17 protein-coding genes are annotated in these 20,503 nt (G+C 44.5%); 11 read left to right on the top strand and 6 right to left on the bottom strand.

The window, feature by feature from the left end:
- Positions 1–143 precede the first annotated feature (143 nt).
- The 7 genes from OH460_RS06695 (at position 144) to deoD (ending at position 7,479) form a co-directional block, all read left to right on the top strand.
- Positions 144–299, top strand: coding sequence for a DUF5363 family protein (locus tag OH460_RS06695; RefSeq protein WP_004740620.1), 156 nt, complete (start codon positions 144–146; stop codon positions 297–299).
- On the top strand, positions 280–1,092 hold the full coding sequence (locus OH460_RS06690) for a TatD family hydrolase (RefSeq protein WP_269996067.1): 813 nt from the start codon (positions 280–282) through the stop codon (positions 1,090–1,092). Before OH460_RS06695 ends, OH460_RS06690 begins: the two co-directional genes overlap by 20 nt.
- 204 nt (positions 1,093–1,296) lie before the next feature.
- Complete coding sequence (locus OH460_RS06685; RefSeq protein WP_269996065.1) at positions 1,297–2,559, top strand: NupC/NupG family nucleoside CNT transporter; 1,263 nt, start codon at positions 1,297–1,299, stop codon at positions 2,557–2,559.
- A gap of 509 nt (positions 2,560–3,068) precedes the next feature.
- Positions 3,069–3,845, top strand: a complete 777-nt coding sequence (deoC, locus tag OH460_RS06680) for a deoxyribose-phosphate aldolase (protein ID WP_008218778.1) — start codon at positions 3,069–3,071, stop codon at positions 3,843–3,845.
- Positions 3,846–4,066: 221 nt separating this feature from the next.
- Positions 4,067–5,395, top strand: coding sequence for a thymidine phosphorylase (deoA, locus tag OH460_RS06675; RefSeq protein WP_061032523.1), 1,329 nt, complete (start codon positions 4,067–4,069; stop codon positions 5,393–5,395).
- A gap of 76 nt (positions 5,396–5,471) precedes the next feature.
- Entirely contained in the window at positions 5,472–6,692 is a 1,221-nt protein-coding gene (locus OH460_RS06670; protein WP_269996061.1) for a phosphopentomutase, read from the top strand.
- Between the two features lie 67 nt (positions 6,693–6,759).
- Positions 6,760–7,479: a purine-nucleoside phosphorylase gene (gene deoD, locus OH460_RS06665; protein ID WP_061032524.1), complete on the top strand. Its 720-nt coding sequence runs from the start codon at positions 6,760–6,762 to the stop codon at positions 7,477–7,479.
- A 97-nt stretch (positions 7,480–7,576) separates the two neighbouring features.
- Here the strand turns inward: deoD and OH460_RS06660 are convergent, their stop codons facing one another.
- Positions 7,577–8,188, bottom strand: a complete 612-nt coding sequence (locus OH460_RS06660; protein ID WP_080566560.1) for a YtjB family periplasmic protein — start codon at positions 8,186–8,188, stop codon at positions 7,577–7,579.
- A gap of 109 nt (positions 8,189–8,297) precedes the next feature.
- On the opposite strand from OH460_RS06660, the gene serB reads away from it, so the two are divergent.
- Positions 8,298–9,278 carry a phosphoserine phosphatase gene (gene serB / locus OH460_RS06655; RefSeq protein ID WP_105057548.1) on the top strand — a complete coding sequence of 327 codons (981 nt, stop codon included), beginning with the start codon at positions 8,298–8,300 and terminating at the stop codon, positions 9,276–9,278.
- A gap of 110 nt (positions 9,279–9,388) precedes the next feature.
- On the opposite strand, the gene OH460_RS06650 is transcribed toward serB, so the two are convergent.
- Positions 9,389–11,737 (bottom strand): PilZ domain-containing protein, encoded by a 2,349-nt coding sequence (locus OH460_RS06650; RefSeq protein ID WP_239939543.1) that lies wholly within the window; start codon positions 11,735–11,737, stop codon positions 9,389–9,391.
- Positions 11,738–11,898: 161 nt separating this feature from the next.
- Between OH460_RS06650 and radA the strand changes: the two genes are divergently transcribed.
- Entirely contained in the window at positions 11,899–13,278 is a 1,380-nt protein-coding gene (gene radA, locus OH460_RS06645; RefSeq protein ID WP_061032527.1) for a DNA repair protein RadA, read from the top strand.
- A gap of 234 nt (positions 13,279–13,512) precedes the next feature.
- Positions 13,513–15,603 carry an elongation factor G gene (gene fusA / locus OH460_RS06640; protein ID WP_008218763.1) on the top strand — a complete coding sequence of 697 codons (2,091 nt, stop codon included), beginning with the start codon at positions 13,513–13,515 and terminating at the stop codon, positions 15,601–15,603.
- 271 nt (positions 15,604–15,874) lie between these two features.
- On the opposite strand, the gene OH460_RS06635 is transcribed toward fusA, so the two are convergent.
- Both OH460_RS06635 and OH460_RS06630 read right to left on the bottom strand, forming a co-directional pair.
- Positions 15,875–16,087: a VF530 family DNA-binding protein gene (locus tag OH460_RS06635; RefSeq protein ID WP_004740608.1), complete on the bottom strand. Its 213-nt coding sequence runs from the start codon at positions 16,085–16,087 to the stop codon at positions 15,875–15,877.
- A 39-nt stretch (positions 16,088–16,126) separates the two neighbouring features.
- Positions 16,127–17,083: a LysR substrate-binding domain-containing protein gene (locus OH460_RS06630; RefSeq protein WP_061032528.1), complete on the bottom strand. Its 957-nt coding sequence runs from the start codon at positions 17,081–17,083 to the stop codon at positions 16,127–16,129.
- Between the two features lie 103 nt (positions 17,084–17,186).
- Between OH460_RS06630 and OH460_RS06625 the strand changes: the two genes are divergently transcribed.
- Positions 17,187–17,393 carry a DUF1127 domain-containing protein gene (locus OH460_RS06625; RefSeq protein ID WP_017063291.1) on the top strand — a complete coding sequence of 69 codons (207 nt, stop codon included), beginning with the start codon at positions 17,187–17,189 and terminating at the stop codon, positions 17,391–17,393.
- Between the two features lie 147 nt (positions 17,394–17,540).
- On the opposite strand, the gene OH460_RS06620 is transcribed toward OH460_RS06625, so the two are convergent.
- Together OH460_RS06620 and OH460_RS06615 are read right to left on the bottom strand one after the other, a co-directional pair.
- The gene (locus OH460_RS06620; protein WP_061032529.1) at positions 17,541–18,446 is read right to left on the bottom strand and encodes a LysR substrate-binding domain-containing protein; all 906 of its coding nucleotides are present in this window, start codon (positions 18,444–18,446) and stop codon (positions 17,541–17,543) included.
- Between the two features lie 338 nt (positions 18,447–18,784).
- A complete protein-coding gene (locus OH460_RS06615; protein ID WP_061032531.1) occupies positions 18,785–20,473 on the bottom strand; it encodes an AMP-binding protein in 1,689 nt (562 codons plus the stop codon).
- Positions 20,474–20,503 lie beyond the last annotated feature (30 nt).

Raw genomic sequence — 20,503 nt, 5'->3', positions numbered from 1 at the left:
TAGTGTTGATGTATAAATTAGATTTATGTTTGTATGATATTCCGGCTGATCATTGAGCTTTTAAATGATTTGTATGTGTAGTTTTAGCGCTCTGTTTTATGTTTTGGTTTTTGATAAGTATTGATAGAAGACGCGAGGTAAATATGTTCGGTTGGATAAAAGCTTGGGTTAGGAAATACGATAAGTGGTGTGAAGAGCTTGGTTTGACACCTGAAAACAAGCGCAGCTGTGTTCCTTATCGTCGAGATCCTCAAGGGCAGCAAGCTGAGAGTGGGAAAGATGACACAGCAAACAAGTGATTTTCCGCTATTTGATACCCATTGCCACGCGGACTTTGAGGTGTTTGAGCAAGATTTTTCCCATGAGCAGAGCATTGATGGGTATATCAAAGAGGCAAAACAGGCTCAAGTTGAGAAGTTACTTATCCCTTCTATCGGTCAAAACAACTGGCATAAGCTTGAAAAGATCGCGCAATCTCACCCCAATGTTTACTACGCATTAGGCTTCCATCCTTACTTTTTAGAGCAAGCGGATGCGGCGCAATTTGAAGAACTTCATCAATTACTCGCTTCAAAAACACGCCAGTGTGTGGCCATTGGTGAGTGTGGGTTGGACTTTTTTGTGGATGTGGAACAGGAGAAACAAGAGCGCTTTTTCATCCAACAAATGGAGCTTGCCAAGGCGTTTAATTTGCCTCTGATTATCCATGAAAGGAAGTCTTACAACCGTCTTATTCAACTAATAAAGCAGCACAAGTTTACTTTAGGTGGAGTAATTCACGGTTTTTCAGGAAGTGAACAGCAAGCTTTGGTGTGGATCAAGCTTGGTTTCTATATTGGTGTCGGTGGAACGATAACTTACCCAAGAGCACAAAAAACACGCACAACCATTGCTAAATTGCCGCTTGAGAGCCTGGTGTTAGAGACCGATGCTCCAGATATGCCAACTTATGGAAAACAAGGAAATGTTAATCATTCCAAATATTTAGTTACGATTTCAAATGAACTTTTTTTGCTTAGAAAAGAGCCAAAGCAATCGATTGCAACGCAAATTTGGCAAAATAGCCATCGCGCATTCGGTATATGTGAATAAAATCTAATGTTTTTGTTTATCGTTTGCGTAAATTGCACCTCTATTGTGATTTGAGTCACATTTGCGTGTGAATGGTACATGAATCTTCTACGAAAGTGTGAGGGCGGCATTACTTTATTAGTGGTCGCATGAGTATAATTGCCTCCGCTTTATAGCCCCATTTTGTAACACGCCAATAAATAACTAATAAGGAAGTCATAAACTATGAGCCTGTTTATGAGCCTAGTCGGTATGGTTGTACTGATTGCAATCGCAGTACTACTATCTGACAACCGCAAAGCTATTAACTTTAGAACGGTGGGTGGCGCATTCGCTATCCAATTCGCACTTGGTGCATTCGTACTTTACATCCCTTGGGGTCGTGATTTGCTTGCAGGTTTCTCTGCTGGTGTAGCAAACGTAATCGACTACGGTAAAGACGGTACTGGTTTCCTATTCGGTAGCCTAGTTAACTTCTCTGTTGACGGTATCGGTTTCATCTTTGCTTTCCAAGTTCTACCAACATTGATCTTCTTCTCTGCACTTATCTCTGTACTTTACTACATTGGTGTAATGCAGCTAGTAATCAAAGTTCTTGGTGGTGGCCTTCAGAAAGCTCTAGGTACTTCTCGCGCCGAGTCTATGTCTGCAGCAGCAAACATCTTCGTTGGCCAAACAGAAGCACCTCTAGTTGTTCGCCCATTTGTTCCTAAGATGACTAACTCTGAACTATTCGCAGTAATGTGTGGTGGTCTAGCATCTGTAGCTGGTGGTGTACTAGCGGGTTACGCATCTATGGGTGTTCCTCTAGAGTACCTAGTTGCAGCGTCATTCATGGCAGCACCAGGTGGTCTACTATTCGCTAAAATCATCAAGCCTGAAACAGATACGCCAGACGATAACATCGCTGACGACATCGACGGCGGCGACGATAAGCCAGCTAACGTTATCGACGCAGCAGCAGGCGGCGCATCAGTTGGTCTACAACTAGCTCTTAACGTTGGTGCAATGCTACTAGCATTCATCGGTCTAATTGCTCTAATCAACGGTATCCTAGGTGGCATCGGTGGTTGGTTCGGTATGGAAAACCTAACTCTAGAACTTCTTCTAGGTTGGATCTTCGCACCGCTAGCATTCATCATTGGTGTTCCATGGGAAGAAGCAACTATTGCTGGTTCTTTCATTGGTCAGAAGACAGTTGTTAACGAATTCGTTGCATACCTAAACTTCGTACCATACGTTGGTGAAAACGCTCAAGTTGTTGCAGCGACTGGTCAAGTGATGTCTGAGAAGACTCAAGCTATCATCGCATTCGCACTATGTGGTTTCGCAAACCTTTCTTCTATTGCGATTCTACTAGGTGGCCTAGGTGGTATTGCACCAAGCCGTCGCCACGACATCGCACGTATGGGTGTTAAAGCGGTTGTAGCTGGTACTCTATCTAACCTGATGGCAGCAACAATTGCTGGCTTCTTCCTATCTTTCTAATCAAGTAGATTTAGATATATAGACGCCACTTTAATATCGCCCCGTAGCAAGAAATTGCTGCGGGGCTTTTTTGTTTTTAGGCCTATTGATTCTGAACATGAGTTCGATTCGATGGTGGGTCTAAAATGTTTTTTTGAGATACAAACCGTTTGCGTTCTAAGGAGCACTACAATTTATTAATGGATACCTATAATGTATAGGCTCAAGGGATAGGATGTCTCTTGTTGGCAAGAAAGTAACCGCTTGGATTCGTCCGTGGTTATTCTTCTGGGATTAAGCCAAACTTAGCGATACGCTATAGATGTTAGACACAACATGACTGATTTGTTGTGCCATAGACCAAACTGGTACTGTGCGGTGACAAGGATTGCAATTGGTAACGAAAGTTATCAAGTCTTCAGGGAACCAAGTCCGTTCATTTGTGACTACTGAGCATTACTAAAATATCCATCTATACTGGATGGAGGGCGAAGTAGTTAACTATTTGAATATATTGATCGGAGATAGAAATGAGCGATTTAAAAGCAGCAGCTCTACGTGCACTTAAACTTATGGACCTAACTACGCTAAATGACGACGACACAACTGAAAAAGTTGTAGCGCTTTGTCACGACGCGAAGACTGCAGTAGGCAACACTGCTGCAATCTGTATTTACCCTCGCTTTATCCCAGCAGCTAAGAAAGCGTTGCGTGAGCAAGGTACTCCAGAAGTACGTATTGCGACTGTAACTAACTTCCCTCATGGTAATGATGACATCGAGATCGCAGTTGCTGAAACAAAAGCAGCAGTAGCATACGGTGCAGACGAAGTAGACGTAGTATTCCCATACCGCGCTCTAATCGCTGGCAACGAAGAAGTAGGTTTCGAGCTAGTTAAACAGTGTAAAGAAGCATGTGGCGACATCACACTGAAAGTAATCATCGAAACTGGTGAGCTAAAAGAAGAAGCACTGATCAAGAAAGCATCTGAGATTTGTATCAAAGCAGGCGCTGACTTCATCAAAACTTCAACAGGTAAAGTGCCAGTAAACGCGACTCCAGAGTACGCGCGCATGATGCTAGAAGTTATCCGTGACATGGGCGTAGCTAAAACTGTTGGTTTCAAACCAGCAGGTGGCGTACGTACCGCTGAAGATGCAGCACAATACCTAGCAATGGCTGATGAGCTACTAGGTGCTGAGTGGGCAGACAACATGCACTACCGTTTTGGTGCTTCAAGCCTACTAACTAACCTTCTTAATACATTAGAAGTGACAGACGAGACTGCTGATCCAGCAGCATACTAATTTACCCGTCATATTTGACGTAGCAGCGTTGTTGCCTGCGCAAGTTCCTCCTAATCACATAGAGCTTCTATGCTCATAGGAATGAACTTGCTGGCCGCCTAGCTGCAACGCCAACTATATAGGGTGTAACAATATTTAGTCTGTTTGATGGAGTGGCGTTAAGTCACTCCATATTACCTCTTTCCCTACAAACCATACTCACTAGAGTTTGGGAGGCACTAATGTATCTACCTCAAGAAATTATTCGCAGAAAACGTGACGGTGAAGTCTTAACAGCCGAAGAAATTAACTTCTTCATTCAAGGCGTCGCGAAAAACACGGTTTCTGAAGGCCAAATTGCAGCATTCGCAATGGCTATCTTCTTCAACGAAATGACAATGCCAGAACGTATCGCACTAACATGTGCAATGCGCGACTCAGGCATGGTGATTGACTGGAGCCACATGAATTTTGATGGCCCAATCGTTGATAAGCACTCTACTGGTGGTGTTGGTGACGTTACCTCTCTGATGCTTGGCCCTATGGTGGCAGCATGTGGCGGTTTCGTTCCAATGATCTCTGGTCGTGGCTTAGGCCACACTGGCGGTACCCTAGACAAGCTAGAATCTATCCCTGGTTACAACATTACACCGACAAATGAAGTGTTTGGTGAAGTAACTAAAGACGCGGGCGTTGCTATCATCGGTCAAACGGGCGACTTAGCGCCAGCTGATAAGCGTGTTTACGCGACGCGTGATATCACAGCAACAGTCGATAACATCTCGCTAATCACGGCTTCAATCCTATCTAAGAAACTGGCAGCGGGCCTTGATTCTCTAGTGATGGACGTAAAAGTAGGTTCAGGTGCATTCATGCCGACTTACGAAGCGTCTGAAGAACTCGCGAAATCTATCGTTGCAGTAGCAAACGGTGCAGGCACTAAAACAACGGCAATCCTAACGGACATGAACCAAGTTCTGGCTTCTTCGGCGGGTAACGCAGTAGAAGTACGTGAAGCGGTTCAATTCCTAACGGGTGAATACCGTAACCCACGTTTGCTAGAAATTACGATGGCATCGTGTGCTGAAATGCTAGTGTTGGGTAACCTTGCAAAAGATTCAGAAGAAGCGCGCGAAAAACTGATGGCAGTACTGGATAACGGTAAAGCAGCAGAGTGCTTTGGTAAAATGGTAGCGGGCCTTGGTGGTCCAGCAGACTTCGTAGAAAACTACGATAACTACCTAGAAAAAGCAGAAATTATTAAACCAGTGTACGCGTTAGAAAGCGGTGTGGTATCAGCGATGGATACTCGTGCAATTGGTATGGCTGTCGTTGGTATGGGCGGTGGTCGCCGCGTAGCAACGGACAGCATTGATTACGCAGTCGGTTTTGATCACTTTATTCGCCTAGGTGAAGTAGCAAGTGAAGATAAACCATTAGCAATGATTCATGCTCGCAACGAACAACAGTGGCAAGAAGCTGCAACGGCATTACAAAATGCAATCACTGTGGGCGGAGAATATACAGCAACACCAGACGTTTACCGTCAGATTCGTTCTGAAGACGTGTAAATAACAACTATCGGTATACCTTGTGTATACCGATAATCAAAACGCTGGTGCAAAGAGCAATAAGTTGGTGAAGAAAATGAAAAGAGCATTTATTTTAGTTTTAGATTCATTCGGTATCGGTGAGACAGCGGATGCAGACAAATTCGGTGATGTAGCTTCTGACACTATGGGCCACATCGCAGACCATTGTGATAAAGGTCTTGCAGACAATGCCGATCGTCAAGGTCCTCTGACGCTACCAAACCTGTCTAAGCTAGGTTTAGCGATGGCTCACAAAGAGTCTACAGGTCGCTTTGCTCCTGGTATGGATGCAGACGCGGAAATCATTGGCGCTTATGGTCACGCTGCTGAGCTGTCTTCTGGTAAAGACACGCCATCAGGTCACTGGGAAATCGCAGGTGTACCGGTACTGTTTGATTGGGGCTACTTCACCGACAAAGAGAACAGCTTCCCTAAAGAGCTGACTGATCGCATTCTTGAGCGTGCAGGTTTGTCTGGCTTCCTAGGTAACTGCCACTCATCTGGTACTGAGATCCTAGATAACCTAGGTGAAGAGCACATGAAGACAGGTCTTCCGATCTTCTACACGTCTGCTGACTCAGTATTCCAAATCGCGTGTCATGAAGAGACATTCGGTCTGCAAAACCTATTAGACCTTTGTCAGATCGCTCGTGAAGAGCTTGAAGAGTACAACATTGGTCGTGTTATCGCGCGTCCGTTCGTTGGTCCGGGTAAAGGTCAATTTGAGCGCACTGGTAACCGTCGTGACCTTTCTGTTGAGCCACCGGCAGCAACGATTCTTCAGAAGCTTGTTGATGAGAAGGGCGGTAACGTTCACTCAATCGGTAAGATCTCTGATATTTACGCTGGTTGCGGTATTACTCAGAAAACAAAGGCAACGGGTATCCCTGCGCTATTTGAAGCAACCAAAGAAGCGATCAATGAAGCAGGTGATAACACCATCGTCTTCACTAACTTCGTTGATTTTGACTCAGCTTACGGTCACCGCCGTGATGTTGCGGGCTACGCTGCTGCACTTGAGTACTTCGATGGTCGTATCAATGAAATCATCGATATGATGAAAGAGGATGATGTACTTATCCTTACTGCTGACCACGGTTGTGATCCAACATGGCCAGGTACAGACCATACTCGAGAACACATCCCTGTGATTGTTTACGGTAAAAATGTTCCAGCTGGTTCTTTAGGCCGCCGCGATACGTTTGCTGATATCGGCCAAAGCTTGGCGTCTTACTTTGGTACTTCGCCAATGGAATACGGTGAAAGCTTTTTATAATTGGTAATGAATAAAAGAGAGGGAGACCTCTCTTTTCTTTTTTGTTTTGAGATTAAGGATATTTTCAATGGCTACTCCACATATTAATGCTGAAATGGGTGCGTTCGCTGATGTTGTTTTAATGCCTGGCGATCCGCTACGTGCTAAATACATCGCTGAAACCTTCTTAGAAGAGGTGGTTCAGGTGTGTGACGTGCGCAATATGTTTGGTTACACAGGTACTTATAAAGGTCGTAAGGTATCGGTAATGGGGCACGGTATGGGTATTCCATCTTGTTCGATTTACGCGACTGAGCTTATTAAAGACTTTGGTGTGAAAAAGATCATTCGTGTCGGCAGCTGTGGTGCAGTGAGCGAAGATATCAAAGTGCGCGATGTCGTGATTGGCATGGGGGCATGTACCGATTCTAAAGTGAACCGTATTCGCTTCAAAGGTCATGACTTTGCCGCTATTGCTGACTACAAAATGGTTCGCGCGGCAGAAGATGCAGCTAAAGCACGCGGTGTTGATGTAAAAGTCGGTAACTTGTTCTCTGCTGAGCTTTTCTACACGCCAGATCCTGAAATGTTTGAAGTGATGGATAAATACGGCATTGTTGGTGTAGAGATGGAAGCGGCTGGCATCTATGGTGTGTGTGCTGAATATGGCGCAAAAGCTCTGACTATCTGTACCGTGTCTGATCACATCAAAACAGGTGAGCAAACCACATCAGATGAGCGTCAAACAACCTTCAACGACATGATGGTTATTGCGTTAGACTCTGTACTTCTTGGTGACCAAGAGTAATTGTTCTTCACTGTAGCTTGATAAAGTAACAGATAACAAAAAGCCCCGTTGCTGCCTGAGCGTCGGGGCTTTTTATTGGATAACGTAATTGCGCTATTTATGAATTTACGTTCTTCAGAAGTAAGTTCTCGCCTGACTTGGTTGGTCTTCTACGAATCAACATAATAAACAGCACACCACTGACGAAGCCCATTAATACCATACCGATCATGTAGCGATCACTTTTGCGGTAGTGGTGATCCGATATCGCTGTCATTTTACCTGTCTCAAAGGTGACGCGGATAAAACCGATGATGGTGTTTTCTTTCGAGTAAATGGGTTCAACGAGTTGTTGCCTACCGATACTCGCGGTTGAAAGTGGCGTATCTAAGCCGAGTACCTCACGTACTGACAGCGCCTTTTCGCTCGAAGCCAGTCGAATGCCTTCTGCATCATAGATGGTGGTATCGAACACCAGTCGATCTTGAGATAGCTGATTGGTCAGATCAAGCAGTCGCTCTTGGTCTTGTTGTGCGATCATTTTGCTGGCTGAAAGGGATGCTTGAGAGATAAGCAGCTTGGTAAGTGTCTCGAGCTGTTTCGCTTGGATCTTCTCGTTACCCTTACTGATCACGACCGTATTTTTAATCGTAACGACGAACATAGTAGCCAACAAAATGAGGGCTAACATTCGCAAAGCGTTACGTATTGAGAACAATGATTCATTCATGTTTCACGGGGCCTGAAATAAACAAATGTTATGATTAAGACATATTGAGACTTGCGTTTTCAAATTGCAATAGGTTAACGTTTAGCATAGTTAATTAGGAATCATACACATGGACGCTCAGAAATATCTGCCGATAAAAAGGCATACTACATTATTAACTCGACTCCCCGAGACTCGTTTCGCTTCTCAACTCGCTAAAGCCAAAGCTAACTGGATTGTATTTGGCGAGTACCTATCACCGCAATCTTTCGATGACATCGACTTTTTCACTGGCATTTACAACACCGTTTTAGATACGTGGAAAGTTGGCCATTACGAAGTGGCATTAATGTCTGGCAACCTAACGCCTGCACATGAAGAAATCCTACAGGCTTTGAAGCTTGATTATGCTTGCCTTAGCGAAGTTCCAGACTTATCTAAGCCGGGTTTGATCGTAATGGATATGGATTCCACAGCGATTCAAATCGAGTGTATCGATGAAATAGCCAAGCTCGCTGGAGTAGGAGAGTTAGTCTCTGAAATTACAGAGCGTGCTATGCAAGGAGAGTTAGATTTCGAACAAAGCCTGCGTCAACGAGTTGGAGCACTGAAAGGTGCGGATGAGTCGATTCTAGAGCAAGTGCGCCAATCACTGCCTTTCATGCCAGACTTAGTTGGACTGGTGAATACGCTTAACAAACTGGGTTGGAAAACCGCTATCGCATCGGGTGGCTTTACTTACTTCTCTGATTACTTAAAAGACACGCTAGACTTAGATCATGCCCAGTCGAATACTTTAGAAATCGTTAAGGGTAAATTGACAGGGGAAGTGTTGGGTGATGTAGTTTCGGCGCAAACCAAAGCCGATATCTTAGTCGAACTGGCTGAAGAGTATGAGTTGGAGCTACATAACACGGTTGCTGTTGGTGATGGCGCGAATGACTTGGTGATGATGGGCGCTGCTGGTTTAGGTATTGCCTTCCATGCAAAACCAAAAGTCGAGCAACAAGCTCAAACTGCTGTGCGTTATGCTGGCTTAGGTGGGGTATTGTGTATCCTGTCTGGCGCGTTGGCTAAGCAACAAAAAATCAGCTGGCAGGCGAAACCGTAAAGGTTCACAACAGCATGATTATTTAATCGTGTGATATTACAAAGACACAAAAGCAGGCACTGAGCCTGCTTTTCTTTTTTATTGTACCTAGAGATGATGGAGTATTATGACTAACGCGTTAGCTCCAATCGGATCAACACTTCATCGGTAATATCTTCTATCTCACCATAACCGATAAACGCGGTGATCTCGTTTTCTAGCTTCTTCGCTTGGTGCATGCTGATACGAGCAAGCTCTTCTAAATCCGATTGGAATAAGGTGGTCAATGGATTGAAGATTGGCGCGGTCGTAACGCGAAGTACATACACATCACCTAAGTGCTGCGCTTTCTTAATGAATAAGATTCTTTCTTTTGCCGAGGTAAAGTCTTTCACCAACTTTGTATGTACTGATTGGATCTTGTCGCCGAACTTCACCGCAGCGATATAGACGTCGTGGTGTTTAGGCTCTGCACCCTCGATTCTCTTGAGGGGCTCAGCCAGCAGCGAATTGGTGTGGCCTTTAAATATAGGCTCCAGTGAGAACTTTTGGTTGTGTCCAAGTTTCGCCAGTAAAGTCAGGTGTTTATTGAGTGGGAAATTCACACCAATGATCTTACAACGCAGTGTTGAACTTGGTTTATCAATAAAGATAGGGCTACTGACCATCTTGCTTAACAAAATATTGTGCAGCGACTCAAGTAAGGAGTTCGTTGGCAGTATCTCTCTCTTCTTAATTAGCTTGCTTTGGTTTTGATCGATAAGCCCATTCAGGAACGCGATAGTACGCATTGTCTTAGCGTTTTCAGCTATCACTAATTGGACATTTCGGCCATTGGGACTCACACGAATCACGTGATAAGGCACTGTGCTTAATGGCAGATTCTTATCGTAAAGCTGTAGCTCATTAAAGTTCACGATCACCGGATCATTGATCTTGAGGACCATTGGCTGTTCAAGAGTAATGCTCAACCCACGTTTCGAGATATCTGAGGTGTGGCCGTTTGCCGCTGCGCCATCTTGTGAGGTAAGTTGCAACGGTGACTTAAACTGGTATCTCGGTTCTTTACGACGGGTCTGAGAATCAAAATAGATACTTTGAATGTTCCCAACCACAGTGCGTGGGTGGCGGAAGCGGTTTAGTTCACTGCTTGGAATGCGTGGCTTTTCACTCAACAAGTAATCCGCAGCACTCTCGTGATCGCCAATCTCTTGCAATATACCGCAATGCGTCAGTTGTGCTGAGCTTTGCGCTAGCGTGTCTGAATGTTTGGCTAAAGCTTGTCGCTCCGTTTCTGATAATTCGAATACAGAGAATTTAAACGCCTTCCAACTTTTACGCTTACCACCAATGTGCCAGAACAGTTGTCTTTGTTCACGGGTCGCTTCAGGTAACATCATCGAATAGAACAGCGTCTTATTTTGATGTTCATGAGTAAACGAATAGATAACGTTGCTGGTGCCTTTCACACCGGGCTTCGCCAGTAAGTTCATGCGCTGTTCGTTGAACAGAGTTCCTAGTGCCTGTTGGTTTCGCTCGTCGTGCCAGTATTGCCATAGCGGATGGTTGTTATCTGTAAGCAGTGCAAGCTTGAGTTCACTGCCACTAAAGAACAGAGGAAGGTTACAAGTGTGTTTTAGATAGGTGTGCTCGATACCTCGAGTGCGGGTTCGAATAACTCTATCTTGATTTTCGTGGCTGGTTTTCTTGCTTGTGCTATTTAAAGACTCATCAAGTAAACGCGCCACAATATTGTTGTCGCTTACCTTGATGGTTCTTAGGAATTTAACCGCGTCATTTTCATAGGATTCATCAATCCCGAGCACACGAAATTCTACTGCTTGGTTCACATCGGTTTCGAGTGACTTCTCGACCAGCTCGGTAAACTTGACGCTGATGATTTCACCTAGGTTATAGCGAAAGACGCTTGGTACTTTGAATTTTGCACCTGAAGGAGAGATATCGACCGTGACACCGTGTAGGCTTTGTCCTTTTGAAGTGGTGACCTCAACTTGTGAGCTTATCTTGAGTCGGTTCTCTTGACGCTTTAAGTCATAACCTAGGTTAATGGCTTCAGCTTCATAAGGGCTGTTGGCACTGGTGATGTCTTGGGTGTTGTGAGAAGCGCTATTAACAACACTACGCAGAGGTTGAGTTCTTGGAGTCATTACTAATTCCCAAGCGCCTTCGGTGTAGCCTTTGAATTTTTTTGTACCGCGCTGATAGGCATTTAACGCGATGTCGTCGAGCCAGTGTTTACGACCATCGAGTGTGAACTGACGACACTCATTATCGATACGTCCGCGTAAATCAATGCTCTTTGTACATGGAGCCATGATACGATTCAGTTCCATTTTAACGAGCAGCTTCAGAGACGGTGATTCGCCTTCTGTCATTTGAGAAAGAAGGAATTCGAAATCTTCGGCATGATAAGCCGGGATAAGACGCTCTGCTATAGATAGAATTTCAGATTGCTGCATACTTTTCTTGTTAGAATGGAAGGTACATTTATGTTATCGACTAGTTTAAATCGATCTTTAAATATAAGTGGTATGACTGCAACGTTTATTTGCACCCGTACGGTCAAATAAGTCACAAATTGACAACATCATTGTGTAACTGGGTAAATTATTGAGGTTTTATGGCTAAGGCAAAGCGAGCTTATGTGTGTAATGACTGTGGGGCTGACTTCCCACGTTGGCAAGGACAGTGCAATGCGTGTGGTGCTTGGAACACAATTACAGAAGTTAGGTTAGCCGCTTCACCTCAGGTAGCGCGCAATGAACGATTGAGTGGTTATGCTGGTGGCGCAACAGAGTCTTCGGTTCAAACACTGTCAGAAATCGACCTGCAGGAAGTGCCTCGTTTTAGTAGTGGCTTTAAAGAGCTCGACCGCGTGCTTGGTGGCGGTGTTGTCCCGGGTGCTGCGATCCTTATTGGTGGTAACCCAGGGGCGGGTAAATCGACACTATTGTTACAAACCATGTGTCTGCTCTCTTCGCAACTTCCGACCCTTTATGTCACGGGTGAAGAATCTTTGCAGCAGGTCGCGATGCGTGCATCACGTCTTGGTTTGCCTAAAGAACACCTTAAGATGCTCTCAGAAACGAACGTGGACAAGATTTGTCAGGTTGCCGAAAAAGAACAACCTAAGATCATGGTTATCGACTCGATCCAAGTAATGCATGTTGCTGATGTTCAATCTTCACCAGGCAGTGTGGCTCAGGTTCGTGAGTCAGCCACTGCACTGACTCGTTTTGCTAAGCAGAATAATGTAGCAATCTTTCTAGTTGGACACGTAACTAAAGATGGCACGCTGGCGGGCCCTAAAGTGCTTGAGCATATTATTGACTGTTCAGTGTTGTTAGATGGCGGAACAGACAGCCGTTTCAGAACGCTGCGCAGCCACAAAAACCGTTTTGGTGCGGTGAATGAGCTGGGTGTGTTTGCTATGACTGGTCAAGGCCTAAAAGAAGTCAGCAACCCATCGGCTATATTCTTGTCTCGTGGTGAAGAAGAAACGTCAGGCAGTTCAGTGATGGTGGTATGGGAAGGTACCCGACCACTGCTTGTTGAGATCCAAGCGTTGGTGGATTACTCCCAGTTGGCAAACCCTCGGCGAGTCGCGGTTGGTCTTGAGCAGAACCGTCTTTCCTTGTTACTTGCGGTGCTGCATAAACACGGCGGCTTACAAATGGCTGACCAAGATGTGTTTGTGAATGTCGTCGGTGGTGTTAAAGTAACCGAAACTAGTGCTGATCTTGCATTAGTCATGGCATTACTTTCTAGTTTCAGAGACCGTGCATTACCTAAAGATGTGGTGGTTTTTGGTGAAGTAGGCCTAGCGGGTGAGATTCGTCCTGTACCTAGTGGGCAAGAACGCTTGAATGAAGCATTTAAACACGGCTTTAAGAAAGCAATTGTTCCTGCAGCTAATATGCCGAAAGGTGGTATTCCAGGAATGCAAATCCACGGAGTGAAAAAACTATCAGAGGCAATTAATGCTTTTGATGAGTTGTAATTGAACTCACTTCAGCTAATCTATACAGCAGCAATTCAGTCTAACTTGAACCCCGATTGGGCTTTGGGTTAGCACTATAATTAACAATCATTTAGATTGTTTCTACAGCGTGCCTTTTTCTAAATGTTAGGAAAAGGCAAAGTTTTTTAGTCCCAAATGCATGCAAAGCTATCAGTCTTCACAGATTGTGATATACTCTGCGCGCATTTTATATCCTATTAACAGAGTAAGACAATGGCAGATTTATCGAAATACAGAAACATTGGTATTTTCGCGCACGTTGATGCGGGTAAAACAACTACCACTGAGCGTATCCTTAAGCTAACTGGTCAAATCCACAAGACTGGTGAAGTACATGACGGCGAATCAACGACTGACTTCATGGAACAGGAAGCTGAGCGCGGTATTACTATCCAATCAGCAGCTGTAAGCTGTTTCTGGAATGATCACCGTCTAAACGTTATCGATACTCCTGGACACGTTGACTTCACAGTTGAAGTATACCGTTCTCTTAAAGTACTTGATGGCGGTATCGGTGTATTCTGTGGTTCTGGTGGTGTTGAACCTCAATCAGAAACTAACTGGCGCTACGCTAACGAATCAGAAGTATCTCGTCTGATCTTCGTTAACAAACTAGACCGTATGGGTGCTGACTTCTACCGCGTTGTTGACCAAGTTAAGAACGTTCTAGGCGCTACTCCGCTAGTAATGGTTCTACCAATCGGCCGCGAAGATGAATTCGTTGGTGTTGTAGACCTACTAAGCCGTAAAGCATACGTTTGGGATGACACTGGTCTTCCTGAAAACTACGAAATCAAAGATGTTCCTGCGGACATGGTTGATGACGTTGAGCAATACCGTGAAGAGCTAATCGAAACTGCTGTAGAGCAAGACGATGACCTAATGGAAGCTTACATGGAAGGTGAAGAGCCTTCTATCGAAGACATCAAGCGTTGTATCCGTAAAGGTACTCGTGATATCGCATTCTTCCCTACGTTCTGTGGTTCTGCATTCAAGAACAAAGGTATGCAACTTATCCTTGACGCTGTAGTAGATTACCTACCAGCTCCAACTGAAGTTGATCCTCAGCCTCTAACTGATAAAGAGACTGGCGAACCAACTGGTGAAGTTGCAACAGTATCTGTAGATGAGCCTCTACGTGCTCTAGCATTTAAGATCATGGACGACCGTTTCGGTGCTCTAACGTTCATCCGTATCTACTCTGGTGTAATGAAGAAGGGTGATACAATTCTTAACTCAGCAACAGGTAAAACTGAGCGTATCGGCCGTATGGTTGAGATGCAAGCTGATGAGCGTAACGAACTTACATCTGCACAAGCTGGTGACATCATCGCTGTTGTAGGTATGAAGAACGTTCAAACTGGTCACACTCTATGTGATCAGAAGCACGAATGTACTCTTGAGCCAATGATCTTCCCAACTCCAGTAATCTCTATCGCTGTATCTCCAAAAGATAAAGGCGGTTCTGAGAAAATGGGTATCGCGATCGGTAAAATGGTTGCAGAAGATCCATCTTTCCAAGTTGAGACTGACGAAGAAACTGGCGAAACTATCCTGAAAGGTATGGGTGAACTTCACCTAGACATCAAGGTAGATATCCTTAAGCGTACATACGGCGTTGACCTTGTAGTAGGTGCTCCTCAAGTAGCTTACCGTGAAACAATCACGAAAGCTGTTGAAGATAGCTACACGCACAAGAAGCAATCTGGTGGTTCTGGTCAATTCGGTAAGATCGATTACCGTATCAAACCAGGCGAAGCAGGTTCTGGCTTCACGTTCTCTTCTTCAGTTGTTGGCGGTAACGTTCCTAAGGAATTCTGGCCTGCAGTTGAGAAAGGTTTCGCATCTATGATGGAAAACGGTGTTCTTGCTGGCTTCCCAACTCTAGATGTTGAAGTAGAACTATTCGACGGTGGCTTCCACGCAGTTGACTCATCTGCAATCGCATTTGAAATCGCAGCGAAAGGCGCATTCCGTCAATCTATGCCTAAAGCGGGTGCACAACTTCTTGAGCCAATCATGAACGTTGACGTATTCACTCCAGAAGATCACGTTGGTGATGTAATCGGTGACCTTAACCGTCGTCGTGGCATGATCAAAGATCAACAAGCTGGCGCTACTGGCGTACGTATCAAAGCTGACGTACCACTATCAGAAATGTTTGGTTACATCGGTCACCTACGTACTATTACTTCAGGCCGTGGTCAATTCTCTATGGAATTCCTACAGTACTCTCCATGTCCAACAAACGTGGCAGACGAAGTAATCGCTAAAGTTAAAGCAGACAAAGAAGCTGGTAAGTAATTAGCTCTTTTCTAAATTAACTAGAAAGCCCCGCAAGTGAAAGCTTGCGGGGCTTTTGTTTTATGGGAATCATAATACGAGATACGAGATACGAGATACGAGATACGAGATACGAGATACGAGATACGAGATACGAGATACGAGATACGAGATACGAGATACGAGATACGAGATACGAGATACGAGATACGAGATACGATGTGGCCCCTAAAAAGTAGACACAGGGGGAATCCCGTATTCAGCAATACGGGACTGATACAGCGGGGGGAGGCTAACGCTTTAAATCAATGTAGATTTGCTCTACTTTAGTTCGTGCCCATTCTGTTTTGCGCAGAAACTTTAAGCTCGATTTGATGCTTGGGTCCTTTTTGAAGCAGTTGATATTTACCATGTAGCTCAACTCTTCCCAACCGTAATGTTCAACCAATTCTGTTAGCAGTTTTTGCAGTGTGATGCCGTGAAGTGGGTTATTTGCTTGTGTCATGAGATTTACTCGTCATTTATTTGCTCTCAGTATATCAGTTTAGCCATCGGAGTTTCCCGACCATTTCAATGAGAAGTCGGTATCGACGATGTTGAGCATTTCCCTTCCTTTGTTACCAAACTCACTGACCTGCGTTTCTATCCATTTGGAGAAGCGTTGAATCTTGTCGCGATGAAAGTATCCAGGCGGCGCACATAAGAAATAGTTGTATTTTGGTCTTAGCGCTGTATTACCAATTCTAACTAGCTTCCCTTCTTGCAGGTATCGATACACTAAGCTGTGTTTGACTAAGGCGACTCCTTGAACAGAGAGTGCACCTTCTAGTACAAAGTGAGAGCCATCAAACTGCAACGTGGTGTGACCGCCTTCAACGCCTACTTCATTAAGCCATATTGACCAATCCATATCGGGCCATCGGTCTTCAATTAGCTCGGCTTTGTGCAGGTCCTCGACACTGTATATTCCATACTTCTCCTGATAGAGCGGATGACAAACAGGATATAACACCTCATCCATTAGCCAGCGCGACTCTAAGTTTGGGTAGTTACCGTGCCCGTAGCGTATACAGATATCAATACTTGAATCCTCAAAGGTGATCAGCTTGTTGGTCGGCTCAATCAACATAGAAAGGTCTGGATGTCGCTCTCTGAAATCCCCAATCCTTGGCACTAACCAATGCTGGGCAAAAGATGGAACGGTCGAAATTGATAACTGATTAGGGTTAGGGTCTTGGTTGATTCTTCTTACGCCATCTTGAAGGTGAGCAAAGCCTTTTTTCGCTTGTAGGTATAGTACTTCGCCTTCATGAGTTAAGACTATTTTTCGGTGTTGGCGAATAAACAGATCTGCGCCTAACCACTCTTCAAGTTGGCGAATTTGTTGGCTGACTGCTGCGGCTGTAACAAACAGGGTTTCTGCAGCGAGCTTAAAGCTACCTTTGTCGGCTGCGATATAGAAGTAGTAGATCCCTTGGAATGGTGGGGTACGCTCTCTCACATTAGTTTTCCTTAACTGAATGCCAGTATCTATCGTTTGTCGACGTTGCTCTGTTGGTTGATTATTAACCATAACAAAGCAAAAGATCAACAGGAGAAAGGCTATGAATACGATCACAGCAACAGCAAATACCAACCATTCATTTTTGTCATCATTATCAATTAAGAAATTCTATTCTAAATTAAGCCTGTACTTTCAAAATCGTAGAACCAGAAAGCAACTGTCTGAGCTACCCGATTATTTACTGAGAGATATCGGTATTACGTCGGAACAAGTCGAGAAAGAACTGAAGAAGTCATTTTGGGAGTGATTCAAGGCAACGTAGCTTTTAACTCGATGTTGCTTTAACTCAACATAGTTTTGTCGGTGTCGAGAGGTTTACGTTACCGTTCTATGTTGAGTTAGGTTTATGGTTTATTTAAGCCTATTCCTTGTTTAAGTAATTAGTAGGTGAGATCTAATTCTCCAATAGCTCGTTTACTTCTTCATGCAACCAATTGGTGAACGCAGTAATACGCTCTTCTCTCGGGGAGTTAGGATCAAAGCACAGGTTTACTTGAACACCAGGTGTCATGCCAATATCAAAAGGCTTCACTAGCAAGCCGCGTTCGATGAAGTCACCAGCTAAGCTGTCTGTTGCCAAGCAAACCCCATGCCCCGCCATGACCGTGGTTAACCCCATATCAAAGGTACCGACCTCCATCCACTGAATGGCGCTGCTTTGAGTCGATATGTTTGCTTGCCTAAACCATTCCTCCCACGGGAAACAACCGCTATCAAACTGAATCAGCCAACATTTGAGGAGTTGTTCCGGTGATGTGAAGTTCAAAGAGTTTGCGAGTTCAGGAGAACAAAAAGGGTAAACCGGTTCGTTGATTAGCATCTCTAGAGTCAAGCCTTCTTCAACGCATAGATCTTCGCCCTGCAGAATAGCCACATCAATCTCACCATGTTTTAAATTTGGGGTATCAGACCCTGTTAGCACCTTAATTGGGATTTCTGGGTGCTTTACCGAGAACTTCCACAGCCTAGGCAGTAACCAACGAGAAGCAAAAGAAGGGGGAGTTCTAACAACAAGCAGCCCTTGAATTGGTTCTGATTGGATCTTGTTTAACCCCAGCAGAACCTCTTGAAATCCATCAGAGACATGTCTAAAAAGTGTGTGCCCTTCATGCGTCAAAGTCATTGCACGCCCCTTACGAATAAAGAGCTTACATCCAATCTGTTCTTCTAACTGTCGAATCTTCTGGCTGACGGCTGCTTGAGTGACGAACAGCTCTTCAGCAGCTTTGCTGTAATTGCTCAAGCGAGCCGCAACTTCAAAGTAACGGAGACCTGAAAGGTGACGCAGTCTATTGTCCATAATCTCAGCTTATAGTTCTTGTTAATAATGGTTGTTCGATTATCGAACAGGTTGTTTTCATAATAGCGATAAATAAACAGGGAATACAAGAGAGAGAACATGAAAGCAATAACCTGCTGGGTCGGTATATTTGTTACTCAGGTACTTAAAATCAATGATAATACTAAGGTGAGGAAGCCGAATAAATCTAGACAAGTTGTTTGCTTGGAATCGTTAAGTCATCGAATGAGAAAGGATGTCGGCTTAGATTACGAGAGTAGTGATGCTGCGGATTATACTAAGTACTTATAATGTGAGCTTACAAAAAAGGAGCCATAATGGCTCCCTTTCGATTTTAATTATTCTTCCCAAACCACCAATTTATCTTTCGGCCAGTTATGACCGGCTTCATGGTACTTCTGCTCTAGTACATGGCGTTTGATCTTGAGTGTTGGTGTTAACACACCATTTTCAATACTCCATGGTTCTTTAATCATCAGTACGCCCTTGATCTTCTCATGAGACGCGAGCTTCTCATTCATTCTCTCGATCACTCGTTTAGTGGTTCTCTCGTAGCGAGCGCGATCAAAGTTAGGGAAGTCATGTGGGACAACAAGCAGAATTGGACCAGGTAAGCCAAGGCCAATCAGACACATCATCTCTACGCGGCTGTACTCAAAGAGTTTGTTCTCGATTGGCACTGGCGCGACAAACTTACCTTTCGCAGTTTTAAAGGTGTCTTTTTTACGCCCTCGAATGGTGAGGTAGCCTTCGCTATCAATATCACCAATATCACCGGTGTGCAGCCAGCCTTCAGAATTAAATGACTCTTGCGTTGCAATGTCATTTTTGTAGTAACCAGAGAATAGGCCTTTACCACGAACTAAAATCTCTTCATCTTCGGCAATCTTAAGTTCAATGCCAGGACCAGCATTACCAACGGTACCAATCTTATCTGCTCTGAACGGATAATTTAATGTGCTGTAAGCAAAAGACTCAGTCATCCCCCACGCTTCGGTAATGTGTAAACCAACGCTTTCATACCATGCAAGTAGCGCTGGTGATACTGGTGCGGAGCCACAGCCTAGAACGCGAGCTTGATCTAGGCCTAAGCCATCAGCAAGCTTCTTCTTAATGATGTTATTAATGAACGGGATCTTCAGCAGAATGTTCAGTTTTTTCTGCGGCAGCTTATCTTGGATGCGCTGTTGGAACAGGGTCCATAAACGAGGGACAGAAATAAACAGAGTAGGACGCTGCATCTTCACATCATCAATGAAGGTGTCTAAAGATTCTGGGAACGCCGTTACCACCCCGCCCATGACTGAAGAACCAAAGATGTAGACTCGCTCTGTAATATGAGCCAGTGGTAGGTAAGAGAACAGACGGTCATCTTTTTGGATACCGATATGATCGATCAGTCTCTGAACTGACCACGTAAAGGCACCGTATGTGAGCATTGCGCCTTTTGGTAGGCCAGAAGTCCCCGATGTGTAAACAAGAGACATAAGCTTATCATCGTAATGCTGAGGACGTTTGGTGGTTGGTTCATGTGCTTCGATGAGCTGTTCAAATGTATGTTGGCACTTTGGCGCGGTATCGTAGGGTAGCGAGATACTAATCAAACTTGTGTTGTCATCTAGTACTTGTTGTGTTGCCTTAGGGTCATCCAGTTTACCTGCAATCACAATTTTACTTTCACTGTGCTCGATACAGTATTGGATGGTATCTGCACCTGCGGTAGGAAAAATTGGGACGCTGACAAAATCTCCTAACATCATGGCAAGATCACAGATAAACCATTCCGCACAGTTTTTAGAAATAAGCGCGACTCGATCGCCGGGCTCGGCACCGAGTGCCTCTAGTGCAGACGCCAGTTTTAGTGCTTTATCAGCCACTTCTTTGTACGTGAACTCGACAAACTGGCGGTTAATAATTTGTTTTAAATAGACCTCATTTGGACGTTCTTCTGCCCATTTAAGAATCATATCATTAGGTGTAGGGAGAGCTGTTGCTTGTTCTTGGCTAAACTCGTTAGGCTGAATCATTGTCTAACTCCATGTTTTTCGCTAAGTTAT

The organism is Vibrio sp. Makdt (assembly GCF_027587015.1).
Taxonomy (GTDB): Bacteria; Pseudomonadota; Gammaproteobacteria; order Enterobacterales; family Vibrionaceae; genus Vibrio; species Vibrio chagasii_B.
The sequence above is the reverse complement of the archived record's forward strand: the minus strand, read 5'-3'. Positions and strand labels throughout refer to the sequence as shown.

Excerpts from the sequence above, each read along its gene's own strand:
- OH460_RS06695 (WP_004740620.1), top strand. The coding sequence starts at position 144 with ATGTTCGGTTGGATAAAAGCTTGGGTTAGGAAATACGATAAGTGGTGT.
- OH460_RS06690 (WP_269996067.1), top strand. The coding sequence starts at position 280 with ATGACACAGCAAACAAGTGATTTTCCGCTATTTGATACCCATTGCCAC.
- OH460_RS06685 (WP_269996065.1), top strand. The coding sequence starts at position 1,297 with ATGAGCCTGTTTATGAGCCTAGTCGGTATGGTTGTACTGATTGCAATC.
- deoC (WP_008218778.1), top strand. The coding sequence starts at position 3,069 with ATGAGCGATTTAAAAGCAGCAGCTCTACGTGCACTTAAACTTATGGAC.
- deoA (WP_061032523.1), top strand. The coding sequence starts at position 4,067 with ATGTATCTACCTCAAGAAATTATTCGCAGAAAACGTGACGGTGAAGTC.
- OH460_RS06670 (WP_269996061.1), top strand. The coding sequence starts at position 5,472 with ATGAAAAGAGCATTTATTTTAGTTTTAGATTCATTCGGTATCGGTGAG.
- deoD (WP_061032524.1), top strand. The coding sequence starts at position 6,760 with ATGGCTACTCCACATATTAATGCTGAAATGGGTGCGTTCGCTGATGTT.
- OH460_RS06660 (WP_080566560.1), bottom strand. The coding sequence starts at position 8,188 with ATGAATGAATCATTGTTCTCAATACGTAACGCTTTGCGAATGTTAGCC.
- serB (WP_105057548.1), top strand. The coding sequence starts at position 8,298 with ATGGACGCTCAGAAATATCTGCCGATAAAAAGGCATACTACATTATTA.
- OH460_RS06650 (WP_239939543.1), bottom strand. The coding sequence starts at position 11,737 with ATGCAGCAATCTGAAATTCTATCTATAGCAGAGCGTCTTATCCCGGCT.
- radA (WP_061032527.1), top strand. The coding sequence starts at position 11,899 with ATGGCTAAGGCAAAGCGAGCTTATGTGTGTAATGACTGTGGGGCTGAC.
- fusA (WP_008218763.1), top strand. The coding sequence starts at position 13,513 with ATGGCAGATTTATCGAAATACAGAAACATTGGTATTTTCGCGCACGTT.
- OH460_RS06635 (WP_004740608.1), bottom strand. The coding sequence starts at position 16,087 with ATGACACAAGCAAATAACCCACTTCACGGCATCACACTGCAAAAACTG.
- OH460_RS06625 (WP_017063291.1), top strand. The coding sequence starts at position 17,187 with ATGAATACGATCACAGCAACAGCAAATACCAACCATTCATTTTTGTCA.
- OH460_RS06620 (WP_061032529.1), bottom strand. The coding sequence starts at position 18,446 with ATGGACAATAGACTGCGTCACCTTTCAGGTCTCCGTTACTTTGAAGTT.
- OH460_RS06615 (WP_061032531.1), bottom strand. The coding sequence starts at position 20,473 with ATGATTCAGCCTAACGAGTTTAGCCAAGAACAAGCAACAGCTCTCCCT.